Origin of the sequence: Vibrio sp. FE10 (assembly GCF_030297155.1) — a bacterium.
GTDB classification, from domain to species: Bacteria; Pseudomonadota; Gammaproteobacteria; order Enterobacterales; family Vibrionaceae; genus Vibrio; species Vibrio apostichopi.
Genome location: NZ_AP028067.1, coordinates 1,156,443 through 1,174,940, shown reverse-complemented (window position 1 = coordinate 1,174,940; position 18,498 = coordinate 1,156,443). Strand labels below are relative to the sequence as shown.

Sequence of the window (18,498 nt, the reverse complement as noted above, 5' to 3'; positions counted from 1 at the left end):
GGGGAAACGGGAGAGAGAAAAGTAAACAAGCAATAGAAACAACAATGTTGGATTACATTAGAAAGAGCGAAATAAACAAAGTGTGACGATCATCAAATTTATGAATTCACATACGATTTCAAAGGTATTTACAAAAGATATCACTAGAGATAACAACCCATCAGGCACTCGAATGACACGTTGATTTTCATGATAATAATGTCAGCTATGTGCAGCAAAAAACGGTCAAAGATGAAGATAAAAAGCCGATTTTGGGGATATTAAGATATGTTTTAAGCGGGTATTACTCCCCTCAAGGGAGAGGAGTAATAGTCATTAAGAGAGATTAGGCTGTTGGAGTCACGACTTCCTTGCGCTGATTTTTAGTCATCAAATGATAAACCACAGGCACAAAGTAGAAAGAAATAAGCGTGGTTAATACGGTACCGCCGACAATCGCGACCGCGAACGGAGGCCAGAAGCCACCACCAGCAATGATCAGTGGCATAAAGCCGCCAACCGTCGTGATCGTTGTCGAACTGATATGACGCGTACACGACATCACAGCTTCTACCACCGCATCCACATTGCCTGATGAAGCTTGTTCATCGAGTTTCAATTCCGTCAGAATCACGATGGCAGCGTTAATCGCTAAGCCCGCAATCCCGAGCATGGCGATGATCACCGTAAAGCCAAACGGATAACCGAAGATCCACACCGACAACAGCCCTAGGCCACCAGCCAATCCTGCCACCATGAAGATGATGCTACTCATTCGGAACGAGTTGAACGACATCACCACTACCAACACCATCAATACCACCACAACGGCGACATTCGAGATAAGACTGTTGACTGAATTGTCACGCTCAGCCGATTCACCACCAAAACCAATCGTGTAACCTGATGGCATCTCATAGCTTTCTAAGCGTTTTTGGAACTCATTAAGGACAGTTTGAGGCAAGACACCCGCTTCAATGTAACCCTCAATGGTATTCACACGCTGCCCGTTACGACGAGTAATCGCACCGCGACTGGTCGTCAGTTCAAGCTCTGCCAGAGTTGAAACATTAATCCCCGTTGAGTAAACATCAGAACTGATCGGCAAGCGAATATTGCTTAAATGCGCTAGATTTTCACGCGCATCATCCGCGACACGAACACGGATTGGTACCGATTCACTGCCCTCAATCACTGAGCCACTTTCACGGCCTGTTAGCGTAGTTTGCAGCATGCCAGCAAACTGATTGAGTGAGATACCGTTAAGTTTCGCAGTGTCTTCATCGACCTTCAACCACACCTTAGGTGTACCCGGCTGCAATGTTTCTCGCGTGTGAGTGACATGAGGTACACCTGCCAGAATCAAGCGAACATCTTCACCAATCGCTTTTAATGTATCGAGGTTTTCACCATAAACACGCAGCTCAACGGGCGCAGTAAATGGAGGCCCTTGATTAAGCTTTCGTACCAAGATTTGTGCTTCCGGTACCTCGTTATCTAACACCTTTTGCAGTTCTGGAATCAACGCATTGGCTTGGTCAAAGTTCTCGGTTTTCACCATCGCTTGTGAGAAGTAAGGCGCATTATTTTGTCTTGCTTGTAAGTTGTAATAGAAAGATGGGAAGTTCGCGCCCACTAGCCAATCAATGCGCTCCACTTCTGGATAGCGATGAATGATGTCGTCTATTTTTTCAGAGGTATTTTTGGTCGCATAAATGCTCGCTTGAGGCGGCATGTACACCTGAATCTCAAACATGTCTCGGTCTGATGGCGGGAAGAACTGCTCAGTCAGTTGAGACATACTCCAGTAGCCAGTAAACGGAACCAACAACACCAAAGCAATAGTAATGATTGGATGCGTGACACCAAAGCGAACAGAAGATGAGAACCAACGTGTTAATGCAGGAATTCTTAAGCCTGTCATATACCAATGATGTTGCCCTTTCTTATCCACATCACTGAGTTGTTTCGGCAGTAACTTGGTCGCTAAGCCTGCGATTAAGGTATGCGAAATCACATAAGAACCGATCAACGAGAACGACACCGTAATCGCAATACCACCCACAAACTCACCCGATGCACCCGGCATCAGAATGATCGGCGCAAACGCCAATACCGTGGTTAATGTTGAACCCAGCAAAGGCACCCACAAGTGCTTCAACGCATTCATGGTCGCTTCTGCTCTGTGCTGCCCTTTCAAGCGATACGCCTGAATGGTATCGACCATTACCACCGCGTTATCTACCATGATCCCGAGTGCCACTATTAAACCCGTGACTGACATCTGGTTGATTGGCACACCGGTCATCTTCATGATCGACAATGTAAGCAGTGAAGTCAGTGGCAACGAAATCGCCACCAATATTGCAGCACGCACACCTAAGGTCACGAACAGCACAATCAAGATCAAGCCAAAACCGATCATCAAGCTTTTGCCTAAGTCGTTTAGGCGTGTTTCGGTATAACCTTGCTGGTTGAACAACACGGTGACATCGATATTGCTGGGCAGCTCTTGTTGAAACTCCTCAATAAGAGCATTCGCTCGTGATGTCCAATTATCGACACGAAGATCAGGATGCATTCTTGCTGCGACAATCACGCCCGGCTCACCATCAATAATGGCAATCTGATCTTGGGGAGTTTTCTCGCCACGCCTCACCGAAGCAATGTCTTCCATACGAATGATGTGACCATTGCTGTCAGTCGCGATTGGGACTTGCTTAATACGTTCAATGGAATCAAGTTCCGATTCAATCTCTAAACCAAAACGAGAATAAGCACTGACCAATTCACCCGCCGAGTTCTTAGCGTCTGCCCCTTCTAACGATTCGGCGATATTAGCACTCGAACGCCCAAGCGCTGCGGCATCAGCCGTTCGTAGACTTATCTGGATTTCTTCTTGAGGCATCCCGTATTCATCAACGAATTCAGTTCCCGACAAGGTTCGTAATCGCTTGGCAAGTTCTTTGGCATAACGCCCAAGGGTTAAACGGTCTGGCTCGCCTGCACCTGACCAAGTCAGAGATGCGATGGTGGTGAAAGCGTAAGTATGGTCGCTGTCGAGATCGGGAGAATGAGAACCCGCAGGTAAAATGGATTCGATGTCAGACAGTTTGTCACGAGCTTGAGACCAAACCGGCTCTGGCTCGGTGATGGTGTCATTCAATTCTAGCGTGACAATAGACACGCCCGGCCTTGAGGTTGAGCTCACGAGTTTAACTTCACTCAGCTCACGCAGCTTGTTCTCAATCACCTCAGTAACCAAGGTTTCAACACGCTCGGCACTGGCACCGGGGAAACTGGTGGTAATGTTGGCGTAACGGTTGATGATGACTGGGTCTTCTGCGCGAGGCAGCGTCATGAACGCAGAAATACCACTCACCATGAGCAGCGCAGTCATTAAAATAAGCAGTCGAGTATTGGAAATAGTCTCTATGATTTTCATACTATTTCCTATTCAGCCGTCACGTTGGCTGGCTTCACGGTTTGACCTGGAACCAAGCGATGTAGACCACTCGCGATCACCTGCTCGCCTTCGGTAATGGCACCGCTGACATAGGCTTGTTGGTTATTAGCAAACAGAACCTGAACACTTCGGCGCTCTACTTTATTGTCTTCACCCACCACGAAGATGTTCCACACACCACGTAATCCATCAATTAAACCCGTTAACGGCACCCAATAACCTTGATCATCGATTTGCTCGTCAAACTTAAGGTAAGCAAGCTGACCTTCTAAAACAGACGCTTGCTCAGGGAAAAGGTAACGTAAGCCGACACTGCGAGATTGCGTATCCACCATTGCACCCGGATTCAACAGAGTCACAGCGAAATCATCTCGCCCGACACGAATACTTGGCTTAGAAAGCGAGGTTACTTTTTGCATCTGATGAGCAGGAATACCGATAAAGGCTTCTTTGCCTTCTGAAGCAAGCAATGTAAGAGTAGGATTACCGACATTCACCACATCACCCAACGACACAAAACGCGTTGCGATAGTGCCCGAATAAGGCGCACGAACCGTCGACTTAACTAACTTCAATTCATTGCCTTTTACCGAGGCGTCAATACGCAGTAAGTTCGCCTGCAACACGCGCTGTTCACTGGTTAACGAATCAATTTCCGCCTCAGCACTGAAGCCCTTTGCTTTCAATGAGCGCTGACGCTTTAAGTTCGCGGCCACAAGACTCAGTTGAGCTTTCACTTCTTCGGCTTGTGCTTTCAATTGGCTAGATTCAGTCTGCAGCAGTTGGGTATCTAACCGGATTAACGGTTGACCTTCGGTTACTGTGTCACCGACATCCACTAAAATCGCATTTACTTTTCCGGCCAATTCGAAACCAAGGTTAGCCTGCTGACCCGCCTTAACCACACCCACATATTCACGCTGCACTGCATAAGAGGAAGACAGCGCCAAGGCCATCGTTTCTACAGTTAAAATGGTTTGGACGCTCGAAGCCGCTTCAGCGGTTGAATCAACCGACTCTTGGGCTTGTTCCTTTTCGCCACATCCAACAAGAAAAGCCGATAGAGACAACGCCACCGCACTTCCCTTCATCAATTTATACATACTCACTGTTCCTATGCAGTACTCAATCATGTTCTTTTTTTAGACTAACTAAACCAAACTAGACTGTCTAGTTTGATTATGTTAAAAATAAGTTTCATCGTTAATGATTGATAAAACCATCACAAAAAGCATAATGCTTAGCGCAGAACGAAATGCATTGAACTGAGCAACACCAAGTACCAAGCAAGTAACGAGAAACAGCACGTGACTAAAATCATCAAGAGTGAACAGAAGAGATCGCAGATCTTAACCGCAGCAAGCCAGCTTTTCTCTGAGTATGGCTTCAAGATCAATATGGATCAGATAGCGAAAGCAGCGAACGTTTCAAAGCAAACGGTCTACTCTCACTTTAAAAACAAAGACGAACTTTTCGAAACCTGTATGCAAACCAAATGTGCAGAGCGCGAACTGAGCCCTGCAGCCTTTGATATGAATGCCACTTTGGAAGAAGAATTGGTGAAGTTTGGTGTGAAGTTTCAAGATTTGTTACTTGATGAGCAATCTAGACAGACCTTTCAGAATGCGGTTAGCCAATCCAACACACATCCAGAGATAGCCTCTATTTATTTAGAAACAGGGCCACAGAAGACCACTAAGTTACTCGCTGATTATTTACAGTCGAAAATAGATTCGGGTGACTTAACGCTTTCAACATCAAGTTCACCAACCATTGCTGCACGCCAACTGTTGCTGATGTTTCACGGCAAATCGGCGTATTGGGGATTCTTCGGACACGATAGCGGAGAGTCACAAGAAGAAAGACTTCACTACACTCGTGAATGTGTCGCACTATTCTTGAACGGCAATCAGCCTCGTTAATCGTTCAAGGTTCATGTCGCCGTTAGCTCGCATTAGAAGCTGACTCAAGAAGTAACTCATAGAAACGTTTTGCGGCTGGACCTGTCTTCGCACCTTTCGGCAGAGTCAGATGCAGCGGCACTTGATAACCACTGCCATTTTCTACATTCAATACCGCAAGCTTGTCACTTCCTCGGCTATCGACAATATGTTTAGGTAACCTGCAATACCCAACACCCTGCTCTACCGCACCAAATGCATGGTCGAAATTATCGACCGTAATACGCTGGCTCGACTTCAACCAACCCACATCCTTTTTCTCACCCAGATTTTTACTGCCTTGACTAGCTTGAGCACCTAAATCTCTCACTACAATTTGTGGAAGAGACGACAGCTGATTGAGCGACATGGATGACATGCTAGCTAACGGATGCGAATTCGCTACAACGGGCTCCATCTTAGTGAACCCAAAAGCTTCAGCCGAGTAATTGGTAATTGGCAGGTTGATGATGGCAACATCGGCTCGTTCTTGGGTAACCATTTCAGTGGTTTTAGATAGCGATGTTTCTACCACTTGGATTGAGGTGGTGTTGTTCTCTGCCATAAACGCAGCCATCGGCTTATAAAGACGTTCAAGGCAGCATAAGTGATCAACCGCGACCACAATTTCAGACTCCACACCCTTTGCTAACTGCTCACTGATCAGCTCTAGTTCTCGCGCTTGTTCCAGCATGCTGCTCGCCCTACGCAATAAGGCTTTGCCATCTTCCGATAATACAGCCCTTCGCCCTTCAACCTGAACCAAAGACACACCCAACTGGTCTTCCAATTTTCTCAACGCATAAATCAGCGTGGTGTGGCTCTTATTCAATTGCAGTGCCGCCGCCTGAATGCTGCCAGCGCGGTCTATCTCATAGAGTGTTTGCCATTGGTCTAGGGTGGTCTTTAATCTCATCGGTCTAAAATCCTGACAGTTAATGGCAATATTATGAACTTTTCTGTCTGTTTTTTACAGGTAATATCTATTTCAACAGGCAATATAAATCTCAACAACAAACGAGAATGGCTTGTTTGTCTTAAACACCTATTTTTTATAGCGGATTTTGTTAAACGAAATTTGTTAAACGGAGAAACACCATGAAACTACTACAAGTTGATTTTGAATTTTCAGGCCCTTTCGGTGAAGAGATGTCGAACGCACTCGTTGACCTAGCCAAGTCTATCAACAACGAACCGGGCATGATCTGGAAAATCTGGACAGAAAACCAAGCCGAAAAACTGGGCGGTGGCGTCTACCTTTTTGAAGATCAACTCAGTGCGGAAACTTACCTAGCCATGCATGCCGCTCGCTTGAAAGAGATGGGCGTAGAAGAAGTACGCGGCGTGATTTTTGACGTAAACCAGCCATTAACTACCATTAACAAAGGCCCAATCAACGGCTAATGGAATGAATGAATAATTAGCGAAAGGCACGAGATAGAGAGAGAACAAATGAACAATAAAACGTTTTTAAGCCTACACGGCATCATTTACGCAGGGTTTGCCTTCGCGTTGTTTTTCCTACCAACGGTCATGTGGCCTATGTACGGCGTGGAAATTAATGACAAGTACGCTTACTTTCTATCTCAACACACCAGTATCTTCCTTGGTGGTATTGCAGCGATAACATGGTTACTGCGAGATATTGAAGCGGGAATCAGCGCCAAAAAGCTCATCCAAGGTTTGGTTATTACCAATATGCTGGGTGCGATCATCACACTGTATGCGGCTTTCACCGGTATCTTTGTTGGCTTTGGTTGGAGCGACCCCGCGTTCTTCCTTTCGCTATCAGTATTGAGCGTATTGCAGGTTCGCAAGCAAGCTTAGTGAGTATGATTTTCAGGTAGCACAAACAAAAAAACACTCGGTACATGCCGAGTGTTTTTGTATTCACCGTTCTATCAAGACCAAAGTTAGGTTCACTAAATAAGAAGTAATCTTGGTGTCTGGTTTTTGCTTTTCACTATTAAACTATGAGCGACCAAGCATGCGGCTCAGTGTGCCATCTTTGTCCACTAATTGGTGTTTCAATGCACCTAACACATGCAGAGCAAACGCCACCATAATCAAGTTCACCGCATTAACGTGAACGAAAGAAGCTGCAGACTGCAACCATTCCGTTTTCTCACCTGCAGCAATCAACTCAATGCCGAATAACTCTAATGCACGTCCACCCGCCACACTCATCACAGCACCAGAGATTGGCATCGCCAATGTCACCAGCAGTAAGAAGTGATGGATGCTTTTCGCGGCAATTTCTTGTGCTCTCGTTAACACAGCAACGCTAGCAATCGCCCCTTCTTTCATACGCCATACAAAGCGTGAAAGTGCGACAACTAAAACAATCAAACCTAAAGATTTATGCAGCCCCATTAACTCGCCTTTTTCGGGGCCTCGCGGCATGTCTTCGAATTGAAGCCCAATAACAAACACAGCAATAAACAAAATGCCGGTAAGCCAATGGAAAATAACAGTCTGTTTCGATAATGATTTATTCATAATGACCACTCTATGTCTCTGACCTAGATGTTATTTTGACTCATTATCATTACACTTAACATGGTCTTTACGTAAAGTTACGTAAAGACCAATTAACCGCTATATACCGTTATTTTGAGTGCTCCACATAAATCAATTCGTCAGTATTGAAGCCGCGCTCTTTAGACATCTTTGTAAACTTCTCCATTACCTCAGACGAAACTTCTGGGGTTCGAGAAAGTAGCCATAAGTAATCGGTGTCTGGGCCAGAAACAAACGCGTATTGGTAGTTCTCTTTGTCCAATTCAAACACCACATAAGCGCCATAGAATGGACCAAAGAATGACACCTTCAGATAACCCTGATCACTGCCTTCGACAAAATACGCTTTGCCTTCCGCCTCGTTCCATTCGCCATCTTCATCTGAATAGCCACGGTTAATCACCTTCACGCCGCCATCGTCACGCAGGCTATATTCAGCACTGATACTATTGAGGCCTCGCTCAAACGAGTGGTCCAAACGAGCCACTTCGTACCATTTGCCCAAGTATCTATCCAATTCAAACTGTTGAACGGGCTTTACTGTTTCAGGCATGCCGACACACCCACCCAATAAGATGACACTCAGCAGCAATAATATTTTCTTCATCCTAACCTCGACTTGTTTTAATAGTAATTCGAGTAAGTCATGTGAGAGCCTTAACTTACATCCTTGGTAATACGTTAAATCCGTTTATATGGTTCATATAACAGTAAATTATTCAGAAGCTTATGTGAATCGTTTCGTCAGCAAATGAATCAGTGATGCTTCATTGCTGACCGGTACTGAGTCGGTGTCACTTGCTTATACGATTTAAACTGACGATTGAAGTTGGCTTGGTTGTCGTATCCCACTTTTTCCAAAATCAAATTCACTGGCAACGAGGTGTTGAGCAATAAATCACACGCCACATTGAGCCTAATTTTCTTTAACCGTTGGCTAAAACTCTCATTATAGTGCTTTTGAAATAACCGCCTAACACTACTCTCACTGATATATAGGTGACTGGCTAAGTCGTTAACCGAGATATCACGGATAAAGTTATTCACCAAGAAGGCTTCAATCTTATCCAGCTTATCGCTGACCTCATCTTCGTCCCCCGCATTAAAGACAGGGTTAATCAACTGAACCACGTCTTGGTCATCAAGCAATAGTGCAAACAAAGAAAACAAGATTAGCAGTTGTTGATGTGGTGGCTCGTCCATCACCTTGTTCAACAATTCCGTCGCTTTCTCTGCGGTAGCGGGCGAAAACTGCAGACCTTTCTTTGAATCTTCCAACAATGCGCGCAGCGGTTCGAGCTCGCGACAGCACGCGATTAATTGCTCTATCCAATCTTTACGAAACCAAACCACATGCGTTTCACATATTCGTGAGTCGTCTGCACTCTCTTCTGAATAAATAGCATGAGGCAAATCTGGCCCCACCAAAATCATGTGGTTGTGAAACACATCGCTTTGGTGATGCCCAATGAAACTATGGCCAGCAAAGTGACGATGTATCGCTATCTCGTACTCTTCATGTCGGTGCCAACCATAGCTTTTACTGTTCTCGACAATTTTCTTATAGCGCCATGACGTGCCAATTCGTTGTGGCACTTTTTCCAAGTAACCTTTCATTGCGATGCTCAGTGACTTTTTAATATTGAAAGTATACGCATCAAACCATTCAAATGAGAACATTGACTGAAAAGTATTGAACATTGCGCTAACGATACTCATCCGGTTGTCACCGCTAAATATACTGCAAGTGAACTTAACCAGGAGAGCAACTATGGACACTTTATTATTAAAAATCCGCGCTATGATTCTTGCCACTCGTCAGCAGTGGATAGGCGAGATCACCTACAACCACAACATTAAAGGTGAGAACACTTGGAAACTTTATGGCTATAACTCTCATGAAGAATACAAAAAAGATCTGCGTAACAGCCTAATACAAGAGTCGTAAATAAAGCTCATTCAAACGACAGCTTGTTGATTAAAAGCAGTTTTTATTTGTCATTCATGTAGAGTTTCACACTGGCCACTCGCTTTCTATACTTATTAAACAGTGGAACATGGGAAATATAAGAATGAACAACAAGCTCACTTTGCCACGCACTGCATGGATTGCATTACTCGCTAGCTTAGGCACTATTTCGCCAGTACTTGCACAAGACAGCACAGCTGCTCAAAGCCAACCGACTATTCAAAATCAAGTAGAGACGAATAGCCAAACCGCAGACCAGATCTTCACTAATGCCGACATCTACGGGCATCGCGAATCGGACTCGATCGTTACCCATAAAGGCAAAATCATCTTCATTGGCGAACGCTCGCAAGCGAAAGCTTTTCAAGGGCAGAGTACCGATGTCATCGACTTGGAGAATGCCTTTGTTCTTCCAGGCTTCATTGATAATCATAACCATGTTTTCGAAGCCGCCTCAGAGCTGGGTGGTAATTGCGAACTGGATTCTGAAGCCACACTCGAAGAGCAAATCCCTTACTTAGAAGCGTGTAAAATCAATGCCGAAACCGATGGCAGAAGTTGGCTAATGGGTTATGGTTTTTCTCTGGAGTCGACACTCGACAGCGACTCTGAATACACACCACTTGAGATCATCGATAGTATTTTTCCAGACCGCCCCGTGGTAATCATGGAGCAAACCTCGCACTCGATGTGGGTCAACTCAAAAGCACTGAAAATCGCACGAATCAGCCAGCAGTCGCCAGATCCACAAGGCGGTGCCTATTTAAAAGATTCTGATAGCGGAAAGCTTAACGGCATCTTATTGGATAATGCTGGCGACCAAATCATGGAGATGGCTTGGAACAGCCAAAGCGAGCTCTTTGAACAAAGCTATCAAGGCTTAATGTTCGGACTTGAAGAAGCCGCTGCACACGGCATTACCACCATAGGTGACGGCCGAATGTACTGGAAACGCAGTTGGTATGACGTTTGGCTAGAAGCAGAGCAAAACCAAGATTTGACTGCTCGCGTGTCATTGCGCCCTTGGGTTTACCCATCAATGGCGATCCCGTCTCAGCTCGAAGTATTCGAAAAGATGTATTCCAATGATAAAAGCCGTCTGCTACTGGTCGATCAGGTCAAAATGTACAGCGATGGCATCTTCATTAATGGCACTGCAAAAACACTCGCACCCTACTTGGATACTTACCTGCCGCAGTCGCCGAATGGCTTGAACTACATTCCACCAGCACAGATGAAAGAGTGGCTCAGCGCGCTCGATGAAATTGGTTTTAGTGCGCACATTCATGCGATTGGTGATGGTGCGGTTCGTGAATCCCTTGATGCAATCGAAAGCGTGCGTAAACAAGGCTCACAAAAACCTTATACCTTAACCCATATTGAGTTAATCAATGATGAAGATGTTCCCCGCTTCAAGCAACTCAATGTCTCGGCAGATTTCCAAGTCGGGTCTGATTACATAGCCAAACATCAACACCAATGGGCCGAAGCCTTCCTTGGTGCTCGCCGCGCCAAAGCCATGATGAACCTAGACGCGATACTCAAAACCGACGCCAATATCACCTTGAGCAGTGACTGGAACGTACACGACATCAACCCTTTGGTCGGCATCGCGAACAGCTTACTCATGGGTAAAACCGGCCTAACCGATATCTACACCGCTATCGACGCTTACACGATCAATGCAGCTAAGAGCCTTGGGATTGAAGGCATCACTGGCTCTATTGAAGTGGGGAAATCGGCTGACTTCGCCATTCTCAACCGAGACATCACTACAGTATCGGCAAGACAAATAGCCAAAACACAGGTGTTGATGACAGTGTTACGTGGGGATGTAGTTTACGACGGTTCAAAATAAACGGGTGACGAAAAAGGGTTGGTATTAATACCAACCCTTTTTAATTATTAAATGTGACTTAACTTAATAAGCGCATACGATTCTAGCTTTATATTATTAACTATACGGTCATTTATTAAATTGCATAAAAATTAACAAGTCGCTCACTGTAACCTAAATTAGCAGGAGTATGATTAATTTCCACTGTAATATTACCAGAAAGCTCACCGTCAGCCTTATATACAGGGCAAGATGCTATATCTGATAAGTATGACTCTTCCGTAGGCGCACTAAAGTAATAGATTTTTTGTAGGTTGCACTCACCCACTTTCATTCCCAACGCTTCCACTTTAGAGCGTTGACGGTAATAATGCGGGCCAATATCTAGAAGATATTCAGGGCTATGAGTATAGATCTCGCTGGTATAATGCTCTGCAAATTCACTCTCAGCAATGAAGTTCTCATTCTCCATGCTGTAAAGCACATTCAGGTGCCAATAGATTAGCTCAGACTCATCACTCGTTGATTGACCCGGTTTTGAATACACACATTGGATCTGACTATGTGGGACTTCCAAGCCTTGATTTGCTTGGATGTTATTGCGAAGCGTGTTGATCCCACAACGATGCAACGTAAAGCCATCTTGCTTCATCGATTCAGTCACTTGATTCATCGATTGGTATTGAACGTAGACACCTTCAGGCGATTCACCGGTGATAACGTTACTATTATCAGCATAAGCAAACGGACTTAGGCAGGCGGTTACAGACACTAACGCTATTGTTTTTTTCATTATTATTTTTCCTTTATGATTGGCGGCAGGAAAATAACTCAAAAATAAAATATGCAACACAGCGCTTATTGATATTTGTGATCTTGATTAAAGCAATGATTGGTTTTATGAATGTTAAGGTTTGCCATCAGGTATATTTTCCTTCTAGAACTAACAACACCTCAGAAATGTAAGGGTTAATTGGGAAAGATGATTATTTAAAGAACATCTACATTTCACTAGCATTAACTAATCAATATTTAAACCAAATTGAAAATTATTAATCATTCTGTTTAATTACCAAAATAAAAAAGACGAACCTATATGACTCGTCTTTTAATTATTAATTTAGTCTAACGTATTGGCTCGATAATGACCGTTATATAGATAGAGTTATCGAGTTGTCGAGTTAAATATGATTATTGAGATTGCGACACAGAAAGAGACACACCAGAGAAACTGCGGAACGCGTTAATCATAATGTAAAGGTCTTCATCAACCTTAAGTGCATCGCAAGACTCGAAGTTACCGGAACGATACGGGCGACAGTCGTAGTCACTTTTGGTTGGCTGCAGTCCTGAACGAATGTATAGGTCGGCATCCCCAACACCAGACTTAATCGTAACGGTAACACCAGCAGTACGATTCGCCGCCTTAAGTACAAACAGTTTTTGGTCGCCTGAAGTCAGTGCGATATCAGACACTAAATTGTCTAAAGTCACTTCTGGGATCTCATTCTTCGGCTCACCAACCGAGCCATTAGGTAGCGCGTCATTGAAATGCGAAGCCACTAATGGCCAAATTTTACTGATTTTCACGCCTTGATTTTCGCAGCCTCCGAAATGATGCAAAGCAATGGCTTTGTTGTTATCGGTTCGCAGAACAGGTGACCCAGACGAACCTCCAATCGTGTCACAGAAATAACCAGTATCCGTATTTGACCCTCGGCCATTCGCTGAAGCCACATCGATCTGACACAACCCTGAACCATTTTGATCGCTCTCAATGGCAAGCTCTTTCGGATTACCCGCTCCGTGTTGAGGAATATAAATCCCATCACCGAACATCGGCTCTTGAGCGTCTAACCCTAGATAACCAAACGACGCTATCTTTGAAAAATCATCGACGGTAAACAGCGTGTAATCCAGGTCATAATCGGTGCTGAGTATTTTATTCCCCATCACTTTAACCGTTGTCGCCATAGAACCATCACATGTACGACGCTGATAGTTAAACCATACCTCGGTATTTCTCAACTCAGACTCTGATGCGACACAATGGTTATTAGTGAACATATGGTTGTCTGGCCCTACACGCCACGCGGTACACAAGCTGCGACCATTAATGAGCAGCCTTGCAACGGGCGTTGCCCAAGCCACTTTTTCTGCGTGAGAGTCTTCCCAGCAAGCAACATCTTTGCGTTCATTCACACCACAAGTAGATAGCGTCGCTAAGGCCTCTTCGTCTGCACTTTTCCCCGCCATATAGTAATCAACTTCAAACTGAATATGCTGCCCGTTTGAATTGGAGATTGATTCAATGACGACAGAATCATTGGAAATCGATTGAGCAAACCAGTCTATTTGGCTGTCACGGTACTCCACAACCTCACTACTGGTATTTGACTTAAGACGTAACACGCTGCCTTTCGGTACATTAAGAGACTTGAAGTGAAGCTTAATGAATGACGCACCAGCATGTTCAAGTTGCAGTGTGTGTGTACCACCCGATGTCTCAACCAACTCTTGGTTCGACAACTGATGTTTCACTTCATCGGCAATAACAGGAATATGTGGCTGAACGGGAGGATACGGCTGAACGGAAAGGTTTAGTTGTGCATTAACGAGCGAAGAAAAGAACCATATTATCGCAAGCCCAAGGTTAGATAAGATTACTTTCATTGGATTTCCTTTATCGGTTTGTGGTGTTCCCTTCACAAACATATGTGTAAAAAACACATATGACACAAAATGCATACTTAGTTTTGAGTAAAGAAATATCGACACTAACGACAGTTTATGGATTTCAATGAGATAGCACTCTATTTCGCCAGTTCTCGGTAAAGTACCTGTACACCATAGCGTCCTAAGTAAAACGAAAAGGAATCATGGCGTTGTTATGGTTTTTGCTAATCTGAAGATAGATTCGGCAGAGCTCTTTGCGTGATATTGTGTACTTTGATTGGCGGTTAATACAAAACTAAAAAAGGGTTGGCAACACTGCCAACCCTTTTCAATTGAGGGTTCATTCCGAACTCCCCTATGTTCAATTCTACTTATACTTAAGCTGTCTTTTCTTTCAAGTTTGATTCTTGTTTATCATCAAGTGCAAAGTAGATCTTCGATACAATCACTTCAGCAATCAGAATCGTAAATACCACGGCGAAGAACGCCACCACACCATTCCAAGGGCCAGTAAAGCTCACTTTCTCGCCAAACAGTAAGTTAATCGCTTCTAGCATCACGAACTTTGAACCCACCAAGATGATGTAAGTCGTGATTGCTCGGTAGACTTTAGGTGCTGTACCCGGTTTGCTCTTAAAGTGCTCAGCAATTTTATGTTCTAAACCAATAGACAGCTTCAACAGTAATTGCAGTAGAACCGCGGCAATCAGAGAGATAGTAAAAGACTCAATATTTACGAAATCCCAGTACTCATCAAAGAAGTTAAGGACCACTAAGTCCACCAACACAGCTAACGTGTAACCTACGAATAGACGTTGTGGTGTATTGAATCCGTAAACTTTGTCTGATTTAGTCATTCTGTTTCTCTCTAATTGGATAAGTAGTCTCGATTTGAAATACATCTTAGCGTTCGAATCGGAGCAAAACTTACCATTTGATGACACCACAACCATTCCATTCAAAATTGTTAGTTTTTATCGATTGATCATTTCTCACGCCAATAATTAGCTTTCCTCTATAAAGCAATTTTTAAAAATATAGAAAAGCACCAAAAGATAAGTCTCGTCATTGTTTGTCACCAAATGGCCATTCTTCAAATGCTGGGCCCCATATGATGACCCCATCAGCGACACACACTCATTTCCAAAAGGTGCAGACTATGAAAAAGCTAATCACTAACGCGAACGTATTTAACGGTGTTGATAACAACCTAATCGAGAACGTATCACTTCTTATTGAAGACAACTTGATTACTCAAATTGGCGAGGTTGATGCAACGTTAGCGGATGAAATCATTGATGCTCAAGGTGGCACGGTAATGCCTGGCCTGATTGATGCGCACGTTCATATCACGCTATCTGCACCTTTTAATGTCATTGACACCATGACTCGTGAAGAAGTGGCGATTCGCTCGGCGAAGATTTCAGAAGAGATGCTGATGCGCGGCTTTACCACCATTCGTGATGTGGCGGGTAACACGCTTGGCCTTAAGAAAAGTATCGATAATGGCTACGCAACTGGCCCACGTATTCTCCCTTCAATGGCAGCGATATCTCAAACCTGTGGTCACTCCGATTACCGTCAAAACCAAGCGCAAGAACGTTTGGCTAACGGACACGAAGACTCGCCAATGATGAAGCAAGGCGCAATGAAAGTGGCAGATGGACGCTCAGAAGTATTGAAAGCAGTACGTGAGCAACTGTTTATGGGCGCTTCACAAATCAAGATCATGGCAGGCGGTGGTGCATCTTCAACCTTTGATCCGCTAGACACACTCCAATTCACATCAGACGAGATGAAAGCCGCCGTTGAGGCCGCTTCTGATTACGGTACTTATGTTGCCGCGCACATCCACACTTCAGATGCAATGCGCCGAGCAGCAGAAGCAGGCGTGATGTCTTTCGAACACGCGACCATCATGGATGACGACATTGCCGAGATCATCAAAGAGAAAGGCATTTGGGTGATTCCGTCTTACTTTACCTCTTCACTGATTGTTGAGCGCAAAATTCCGCTGCCGAACGAAGAGACATACCGCAAGACAGAGCGTGTGGGGAAAGCCATGTTTAAGTCGGCAGAACTGATTAAGAAATACGACATCCAAAACATCGCCTTTGGTACCGACTGTGTTGGCGAAACCTACGTCCATGCCACTCAACTGAATGAGCTTGGTGCGATTGAGCAAGTGTTCGATACCATCACGGCGCTTCGCATGGCGACATCAAACTGCGGACGCTTGTTCGAAATGTCGACTTACCAACACCCTTACCAAGAAGGCAAGCTAGGTCAGATTGTTGAAGGTGCGTATGCCGACCTATTGATTATCGACGGTAACCCACTGGAAGGCGTGGCATGTGTGGCCAACACAGAGACACAAAAGCTGATCATGAAAGACGGCAAAGTGTATAAAAACAGCCTTTAATCAAAAGCCTAAAAATTAGAACAAACAACCTAAAGATCAGAACAAACAACGGTGCTATGGCGGATTCGTCATAGCACCGTTTTCTTATTTGAAAATTAATTGAGATTTTTTACCGTCTTTTTTTATCAAGCTTCGTCTTACAGATATTCCTTCACTGGACAACGCTTCAAACTGTGTGCTCCTTTGGTAAAACACCACCTCACACACGTTTCTCGCCTCGCTCCAGTGACTTTATTAGATGTAGATTTAGGAGCTTAAAATGAGCTTTACCTTACTGGCACTGGGTGCAATTTTTCTCGGCTTTTACGTCGTGTTATCTCGCTTTAAAAAGCAGAAGAAAAGCTTCAACTTCCGTGTGCTTAGCGCACTGGCTGGCGGCCTTCTTTTTGGTGGCATTATCCAAATAGCACTCGGAACAAACAGCGCGGTTGGCCTACAGTTCTCTGAGTTAATTTCTCTGTTCGGAAATGGCTACGTCAAGCTACTGCAGATGATAGTGATTCCACTGGTGTTTGTTGCGATGACAGCTTCCATCATGAACGTAGAAGGCACCAGCGCCCTCTCGAAAATCGCACCGAAAGTCATCGGTGTGTTGATTTTCACAGTGGCTATCTCGGCGATCATCGGTATTGCGAGTATCTACGTATTCAATATCGACGCGAACAGCTTGGTTTCTGCAATGGGGACTAACACCGCCATTGAAGCGCGCAGTGACAGCTTGCTTTCGACTCAAGAACTGATGTCTAACAACACCTTTACTAGCTTGGTGTTGTCTATCATCCCAGCCAATATTTTTGAAATGCTTACGGGTGCAGAAAGAACTTCAACACTGTCGACGGTTCTATTCGGTATGTTCCTTGGTTTTAGCATCCTACAAGTGAAAAAGCGTAAGCCAGAAAAAGTACAAAGTTTTGTTGATTTCATCAATGCAGCGAAAGAAGTCGTGCTATCAATGGTGCGAGAAATATTAAAGCTTACCCCTTATGGAGTGTTCGCTTTGATGACCAAATTCATGATGAACAACGATTTATTCGCACTCTCAGAAATGGGGCGATTCGTTATCGCAAGCTACGCAGCAATCGCAGTGATGTTTGTTGTTCACCTTGTGCTTGTAAGCTTATTTGGTTTGTCTCCGAAGATATTCGCGAAAAAATCTTGGCCTGTATTGGTCTTCGGCTTCGGTTCTCGCTCAAGCATGGCCGCCATTCCACTAAACGTAGAAACACAAACTCAACGCCTTGGTGTGGATGAAGAAACAGCCAATATGTCGGCGACATTCGGTACCAGTATTGGCCAAAACGGTTGTGCCGGTATTTACCCAGCAATGCTCGCCATCATGGCAGCGCAAGTAATGGGTATCCCAATTGACCTTAGCTTTGTTCTGCAACTTATCGCCGTGATTGCTATTGCTTCATTCGGTATTGCAGGCGTCGGTGGCGGCGCAACCTTCGCAGCGGTTGCCGTGCTAACCATCATGGGACTAGACATCACAATTGTCGCGATACTGGTCTCGATTGAAGCCTTGATTGATATGGCGCGTACCGCTCTCAACATCTCAGGTTCGATGTTATCTGGCGTGCTGACTGCCAAAACTAACGGTTCATTAAATACAGAACAGTACAAAGTACAATCCCCGTCGAATACAACCAACAACGAGATTCCGGCTTAAAACAAATCACTCAAGTTATT

Annotated in this window: 16 protein-coding genes; 7 read left to right on the top strand and 9 right to left on the bottom strand. The window is 44.5% G+C overall.

All coding sequences use genetic code 11. The features are described from left to right. Positions 1–325 precede the first annotated feature (325 nt). Positions 326–3,424 carry an efflux RND transporter permease subunit gene (locus QUF19_RS05380; RefSeq protein WP_286297059.1) on the bottom strand — a complete coding sequence of 1,033 codons (3,099 nt, stop codon included), beginning with the start codon at positions 3,422–3,424 and terminating at the stop codon, positions 326–328. Between the two features lie 8 nt (positions 3,425–3,432). Then, a complete protein-coding gene (locus QUF19_RS05375) occupies positions 3,433–4,548 on the bottom strand; it encodes an efflux RND transporter periplasmic adaptor subunit (protein ID WP_286297057.1) in 1,116 nt (371 codons plus the stop codon). 204 nt (positions 4,549–4,752) lie between these two features. On the opposite strand from QUF19_RS05375, the gene QUF19_RS05370 reads away from it, so the two are divergent. After that, the gene (locus QUF19_RS05370) at positions 4,753–5,367 is read left to right on the top strand and encodes a TetR/AcrR family transcriptional regulator (RefSeq protein WP_286297055.1); all 615 of its coding nucleotides are present in this window, start codon (positions 4,753–4,755) and stop codon (positions 5,365–5,367) included. 22 nt (positions 5,368–5,389) lie between these two features. Here QUF19_RS05370 and QUF19_RS05365 read toward each other — a convergent pair whose 3' ends face one another. Next, positions 5,390–6,301 carry a LysR family transcriptional regulator gene (locus QUF19_RS05365; RefSeq protein ID WP_286297054.1) on the bottom strand — a complete coding sequence of 304 codons (912 nt, stop codon included), beginning with the start codon at positions 6,299–6,301 and terminating at the stop codon, positions 5,390–5,392. Between the two features lie 182 nt (positions 6,302–6,483). Between QUF19_RS05365 and QUF19_RS05360 the strand changes: the two genes are divergently transcribed. Together QUF19_RS05360 and QUF19_RS05355 are read left to right on the top strand one after the other, a co-directional pair. Further along, complete coding sequence (locus QUF19_RS05360; RefSeq protein WP_102433752.1) at positions 6,484–6,789, top strand: monooxygenase; 306 nt, start codon at positions 6,484–6,486, stop codon at positions 6,787–6,789. 48 nt (positions 6,790–6,837) lie between these two features. Next, positions 6,838–7,212, top strand: coding sequence for a hypothetical protein (locus QUF19_RS05355; protein ID WP_286297052.1), 375 nt, complete (start codon positions 6,838–6,840; stop codon positions 7,210–7,212). A gap of 144 nt (positions 7,213–7,356) precedes the next feature. Here the strand turns inward: QUF19_RS05355 and QUF19_RS05350 are convergent, their stop codons facing one another. From QUF19_RS05350 to QUF19_RS05340, 3 genes are all read right to left on the bottom strand, one after another. Next, positions 7,357–7,884, bottom strand: coding sequence for a cytochrome b (locus tag QUF19_RS05350; protein ID WP_286297051.1), 528 nt, complete (start codon positions 7,882–7,884; stop codon positions 7,357–7,359). Positions 7,885–7,993: 109 nt separating this feature from the next. After that, positions 7,994–8,512 carry a lipocalin family protein gene (locus QUF19_RS05345; RefSeq protein ID WP_102433755.1) on the bottom strand — a complete coding sequence of 173 codons (519 nt, stop codon included), beginning with the start codon at positions 8,510–8,512 and terminating at the stop codon, positions 7,994–7,996. A 149-nt stretch (positions 8,513–8,661) separates the two neighbouring features. Further along, entirely contained in the window at positions 8,662–9,624 is a 963-nt protein-coding gene (locus QUF19_RS05340; protein ID WP_286297047.1) for a helix-turn-helix transcriptional regulator, read from the bottom strand. Between the two features lie 52 nt (positions 9,625–9,676). Here QUF19_RS05340 and QUF19_RS05335 point away from each other — a divergent pair, with 52 nt between their 5' ends. Together QUF19_RS05335 and QUF19_RS05330 are read left to right on the top strand one after the other, a co-directional pair. After that, the gene (locus tag QUF19_RS05335) at positions 9,677–9,853 is read left to right on the top strand and encodes a hypothetical protein (RefSeq protein ID WP_286297045.1); all 177 of its coding nucleotides are present in this window, start codon (positions 9,677–9,679) and stop codon (positions 9,851–9,853) included. 124 nt (positions 9,854–9,977) lie between these two features. Beyond that, complete coding sequence (locus tag QUF19_RS05330) at positions 9,978–11,732, top strand: amidohydrolase (RefSeq protein WP_286297043.1); 1,755 nt, start codon at positions 9,978–9,980, stop codon at positions 11,730–11,732. 115 nt (positions 11,733–11,847) lie between these two features. On the opposite strand, the gene QUF19_RS05325 is transcribed toward QUF19_RS05330, so the two are convergent. The 3 genes from QUF19_RS05325 to QUF19_RS05315 form a co-directional block, all read right to left on the bottom strand. Then, entirely contained in the window at positions 11,848–12,504 is a 657-nt protein-coding gene (locus QUF19_RS05325) for a hypothetical protein (RefSeq protein ID WP_286297041.1), read from the bottom strand. Positions 12,505–12,902: 398 nt separating this feature from the next. Next, positions 12,903–14,384, bottom strand: a complete 1,482-nt coding sequence (locus QUF19_RS05320) for a serine protease (RefSeq protein ID WP_286297038.1) — start codon at positions 14,382–14,384, stop codon at positions 12,903–12,905. A 380-nt stretch (positions 14,385–14,764) separates the two neighbouring features. Further along, on the bottom strand, positions 14,765–15,244 hold the full coding sequence (locus QUF19_RS05315) for a hypothetical protein (RefSeq protein ID WP_286297036.1): 480 nt from the start codon (positions 15,242–15,244) through the stop codon (positions 14,765–14,767). Positions 15,245–15,546: 302 nt separating this feature from the next. Here QUF19_RS05315 and QUF19_RS05310 point away from each other — a divergent pair, with 302 nt between their 5' ends. Continuing rightward, positions 15,547–16,809, top strand: coding sequence for a metal-dependent hydrolase family protein (locus QUF19_RS05310; protein WP_286297035.1), 1,263 nt, complete (start codon positions 15,547–15,549; stop codon positions 16,807–16,809). A 259-nt stretch (positions 16,810–17,068) separates the two neighbouring features. Continuing rightward, positions 17,069–18,478, top strand: coding sequence for a cation:dicarboxylate symporter family transporter (locus QUF19_RS05305; protein ID WP_286297034.1), 1,410 nt, complete (start codon positions 17,069–17,071; stop codon positions 18,476–18,478). Positions 18,479–18,498: the final 20 nt, after the last annotated feature.

Bases quoted from the DNA above. Each gene is read 5' to 3' on its own strand.
- QUF19_RS05380 (WP_286297059.1), bottom strand. From the start codon at position 3,424: ATGAAAATCATAGAGACTATTTCCAATACTCGACTGCTTATTTTAATG.
- QUF19_RS05315 (WP_286297036.1), bottom strand. From the start codon at position 15,244: ATGACTAAATCAGACAAAGTTTACGGATTCAATACACCACAACGTCTA.
- QUF19_RS05325 (WP_286297041.1), bottom strand. From the start codon at position 12,504: ATGAAAAAAACAATAGCGTTAGTGTCTGTAACCGCCTGCCTAAGTCCG.
- QUF19_RS05365 (WP_286297054.1), bottom strand. From the start codon at position 6,301: ATGAGATTAAAGACCACCCTAGACCAATGGCAAACACTCTATGAGATA.
- QUF19_RS05340 (WP_286297047.1), bottom strand. From the start codon at position 9,624: ATGAGTATCGTTAGCGCAATGTTCAATACTTTTCAGTCAATGTTCTCA.
- QUF19_RS05350 (WP_286297051.1), bottom strand. From the start codon at position 7,884: ATGAATAAATCATTATCGAAACAGACTGTTATTTTCCATTGGCTTACC.
- QUF19_RS05335 (WP_286297045.1), top strand. From the start codon at position 9,677: ATGGACACTTTATTATTAAAAATCCGCGCTATGATTCTTGCCACTCGT.
- QUF19_RS05375 (WP_286297057.1), bottom strand. From the start codon at position 4,548: ATGTATAAATTGATGAAGGGAAGTGCGGTGGCGTTGTCTCTATCGGCT.
- QUF19_RS05305 (WP_286297034.1), top strand. From the start codon at position 17,069: ATGAGCTTTACCTTACTGGCACTGGGTGCAATTTTTCTCGGCTTTTAC.
- QUF19_RS05345 (WP_102433755.1), bottom strand. From the start codon at position 8,512: ATGAAGAAAATATTATTGCTGCTGAGTGTCATCTTATTGGGTGGGTGT.
- QUF19_RS05310 (WP_286297035.1), top strand. From the start codon at position 15,547: ATGAAAAAGCTAATCACTAACGCGAACGTATTTAACGGTGTTGATAAC.
- QUF19_RS05330 (WP_286297043.1), top strand. From the start codon at position 9,978: ATGAACAACAAGCTCACTTTGCCACGCACTGCATGGATTGCATTACTC.
- QUF19_RS05360 (WP_102433752.1), top strand. From the start codon at position 6,484: ATGAAACTACTACAAGTTGATTTTGAATTTTCAGGCCCTTTCGGTGAA.
- QUF19_RS05320 (WP_286297038.1), bottom strand. From the start codon at position 14,384: ATGAAAGTAATCTTATCTAACCTTGGGCTTGCGATAATATGGTTCTTT.
- QUF19_RS05355 (WP_286297052.1), top strand. From the start codon at position 6,838: ATGAACAATAAAACGTTTTTAAGCCTACACGGCATCATTTACGCAGGG.